The following is a 3,609-nucleotide window of genomic DNA, read 5'->3' on the forward strand; positions in this document are numbered from 1 at the left end:
CCTTGACGACAAACGCAACACCCAGCTCTCCGAAGAAATATTCGAGCAATGTTTCGCCAACCCGGAAAGCGTTTTAGAGGAAGTACGAGGCAAATGTGATATCCCTAACATTTTGTTGGATTGGAAAAAGTTCACAAGTAATGTCACTCTGAGCGCAGTCGAAGGGTCTGACCGCACCCAAAAATCCTTCCTTATACCAAAAGCCGACATTGTAGCAAACGACTACGACCTCAGCATCAACCGCTACAAGGAAATTATCTATGATGAGGTGCTGTATGAAAAACCGCAAACCCTGATTGCAGATATTAAGTCAATTGACAAAAAACGTTTTGAAGCGATGGCTGATTTAGAAAAAATGTTGGGGTAATTAAGCGGAGTAAGAGGGATTCTAGCCCCCGGAAAATAATGGCAGAGAGGAAGTGTCATCCTGAAGCGAAGTCGAAGGACGAAACAAGGAACGACCTCAGGGTTATGAATCCTGCGCCCATAATAGGATAGAAAATTCAAGGAATAAATTGAGATGGTTTACCTCAAGGAATCGAACAAGGAACACCGAAGAATTCTATAATAACCTTGACCTGTCACACTGAGCGAAGTAGAAGTGAAAACCAGTGACCATTTAATTAATAAGGTGACCGAGACAGGGTTCGAACCAGAAACCCTCGCAATCGCAGAAGGATTCGAACCTTGAACCGCCTGTTTAGAAGGCAGGTGGCAATCTTGCAAGGTTTCTAAAATGGTGTAGGTTTTCAGTAGAATACAAATATAATAATAAATTAGATTTAGAAAAATTCTTGAAATGATTAGATTAGGAGATATTACAACTGTAACTGCTGGGCAAGCAGCACCAAAAGATTTTTCAATTTCTGGAACACCGTTCATTAGAGCTGGTCATTTAGAAGATTTAGTTTCAGGAAAAGGATTATTACAAATTCCAAAAGTAAATGAGGAAATAGCTAAAAAAAATCGTTTAAAAAAATTACCAAAAGGTTCTATTCTTTTTGCTAAAAGCGGAATGAGTGCAAAGAAAAACAGAATATATATTTGTGAAGAAGATACATATTTTGTAAGCCATTTAGCTGCAATTCTTCCGTCTGATAATTTTGATACAAATTTTTTAGCGAGATATTTAAATTGGTACAATCCAACAAATTTAATATTAGATGATGCTTATCCAAGCATCAGATTAGAAGATATTAATAATTTAGAAATCCCTCTCCCCAACCTCTCAACCCAACAAAAAATCGCCGCCATCCTCGACAAAGCTGATGAACTGCGTCAATACAACAAACAACTCATAGAAAAATACGATGCCTTAATGCAAAGTTTGTTTCTGAATATGTTTGGGGATCCAGTGAGAAATGAAAAGGGATGGGAAATTTGTACATTTTCGCAAATTTTATCAAAAATAGAAAGCGGTTGGAGTCCCGTGTGTGAAAATAAACCTAGAGTAAACGATAAAGAATGGGCGGTACTTAAATTAGGTTCCGTTTCTTATGGGACTTATAATCCTAAAGAAAATAAAAAATATGAATTTGATGTTCCTAAGACTAAACAAGATTGTGAAGTCAAAAAAGGGGATTTATTATTTACTAGAAAAAACACCTATCATATGGTTGGTACAACTGTTTTTGTATATGAAACCAGTCCTAGATTGCTATTGCCAGACACCGTATTTAGATTGCTTTATCGCAAAGAAAAGGCAAGTCCAATATTCTTATACTATCTTTTAAACCACAATAAATTCATTAAAGAAATTCAATCATTAGCTTCAGGAACTTCTGGTTCAATGCCTAATATCTCAAAAGCTAAATTACTAGCAAAAGAAACTATTCTTCCACCAATCAATCTCCAAAACCAATACGCGGAACGAGTACAACTCATAGAAACTCAAAAACAAAAAGCCCAAGAAGCATTGACAAAAAGCGAGGATTTATTTCAAGGGTTGTTGCAGCAAGCGTTTAAGGGAGAGATAAATTAAAAACAAAACACTATGGATTTTTTTAAATCATTTTTTGATGTTACTAAACTACCAACAAAGATTTTTCTTGTTATTTCAATTGTCACGGGAGTATTTATTTTTTCTGGATCAGAAATTTTAAAGAAACTCCATTTGGATAAATTTCAAACGTATGAAGGATTTGTAGGTTTAGCTTTTTTATTTTCTACTGTTCTTGTAATAGTAAATCTAATTATCTGGATATTCAACAAATTACATTTTGAATTCAAGTTAAGAAAATTAAAATCTGAATATAAACAAATTATCAACGAATTAGACCCTAAAGAAAAAGCTGTGTTGAGAGAATTTGCCATTCAAGGTCAAAATTCAATTGAAATGCCTTGTGATGACACTGTTGTTTCTGGTTTGATTGATAAAAATCTCTTACGTTATAATAAACAATTCGGAAATTCATTTATGCTAAATGGGAACAGAGTTTCAATGTCTTTAAATGATTTAGTTTCAAAAATAATAAAACCAGAACACCTTGATTTAAGATTAGATTTATCAGAAGATGAAAAAGAAAAAATATATGAATGTCGACCAAATTGGATTGATAGTAGATGGAGATATTGATTAAAAAGGTATATGTAAATAAGATACTTAGCAAAAAGCGAAGAATTGTTTTAACGTTTGTACTAAAATGTGTTTGTAAGATAGCGTTAGTGTAAATATTTTGGATATTAACAAAAATTAAAGAACGAATGTCATTAATAATTAAAATTATTTGCCCAGAGGGAATAATTACTGCTTCAGACACGAGAGAAGTTTATTCAATCATTGATGAAATTAGTGGTGAAAAAAATTACATAAACCACAAAGACGAAATAGCAAAAAGTTTCTTGAAAAACAAAATCTCAATTGCAATCGCAGGTAATGCATTCATTGGTAAAAAACAAATTAAAGATTTTTTTTCAGACTTTTTAGTCAATCTTGATGCCGAGATAAAACACGATCATCTTATAAATGAAATCTCAAATTTATATGAAGACACTTCTAAACATTCAACAAGTTATTATATATCATTTTACGGTGAAATAAACCAAAATTCAAAATATAGAAATAATTATAAATTTGAACCTCTTGTTTTTTGTTTTAACACAAAAGAAATGAGTCTGAAAAGACTAAACGAAGATGAGGATGGTTTTACTTATGGAATATTTTGGGGTGGTGAAAGTGATAGGATTTCAAAATCATTATTAGAAAAAAGAACTAACATAGACACTAATCTTCTAACAATTGATACTTCAATTGAATTAATAAAAAATATTTTTAAAGAGATTGGAACAGATTTTACTGAAAACAATGAATATCCAACAGTTAGTGAACAATTCGACATCACAATTCAAACTTTAAATAGCGCTGAAATTATTAGAAATTTTCAATAAAAGATATTGTTGAGGTCGCTGAAAGAATTATAAAAATTGGAAAGTCTTAATAAATATTCCATCTGTTTTTAAAATTAAAATTCTAAATTTGAAAATCGATTAATATATACGACTCAGTAGTTAAATAAAATATGGCATTACCAATAAACATAAACGATTTAGTCAACGGACAAGCCATTGAATGGGAACGACTGGAATTCAAGAAAGGCTGGAATCCGGAAG

General features: G+C 32.0%; 3 protein-coding genes and 1 pseudogene. All 4 read left to right on the forward strand.

Annotated features, from left to right (window positions below; genetic code table 11):
• Positions 1 to 367 (forward strand): annotated as a pseudogene (locus tag ACH2BV_RS07690) (SAM-dependent DNA methyltransferase); the annotation flags it as partial.
• A gap of 432 nt (positions 368 to 799) precedes the next feature.
• The gene (locus tag ACH2BV_RS07695; RefSeq protein ID WP_395050143.1) at positions 800 to 1,981 is read left to right on the forward strand and encodes a restriction endonuclease subunit S; all 1,182 of its coding nucleotides are present in this window, start codon (positions 800 to 802) and stop codon (positions 1,979 to 1,981) included.
• Between the two features lie 12 nt (positions 1,982 to 1,993).
• Entirely contained in the window at positions 1,994 to 2,575 is a 582-nt protein-coding gene (locus ACH2BV_RS07700; RefSeq protein ID WP_395050144.1) for a super-infection exclusion protein B, read from the forward strand.
• Between the two features lie 128 nt (positions 2,576 to 2,703).
• Positions 2,704 to 3,387, forward strand: a complete 684-nt coding sequence (locus tag ACH2BV_RS07705) for a hypothetical protein (RefSeq protein ID WP_395050145.1) — start codon at positions 2,704 to 2,706, stop codon at positions 3,385 to 3,387.
• Positions 3,388 to 3,609 lie beyond the last annotated feature (222 nt).

Origin of the sequence: Flavobacterium sp., assembly GCF_043780635.1 — a bacterium.
Classification (GTDB): domain Bacteria; phylum Bacteroidota; class Bacteroidia; order Flavobacteriales; family Flavobacteriaceae; genus Flavobacterium.

Excerpts from the sequence above, each read along its gene's own strand:
- ACH2BV_RS07695 (WP_395050143.1), top strand. The coding sequence starts at position 800 with ATGATTAGATTAGGAGATATTACAACTGTAACTGCTGGGCAAGCAGCA.
- ACH2BV_RS07700 (WP_395050144.1), top strand. The coding sequence starts at position 1,994 with ATGGATTTTTTTAAATCATTTTTTGATGTTACTAAACTACCAACAAAG.
- ACH2BV_RS07705 (WP_395050145.1), top strand. The coding sequence starts at position 2,704 with ATGTCATTAATAATTAAAATTATTTGCCCAGAGGGAATAATTACTGCT.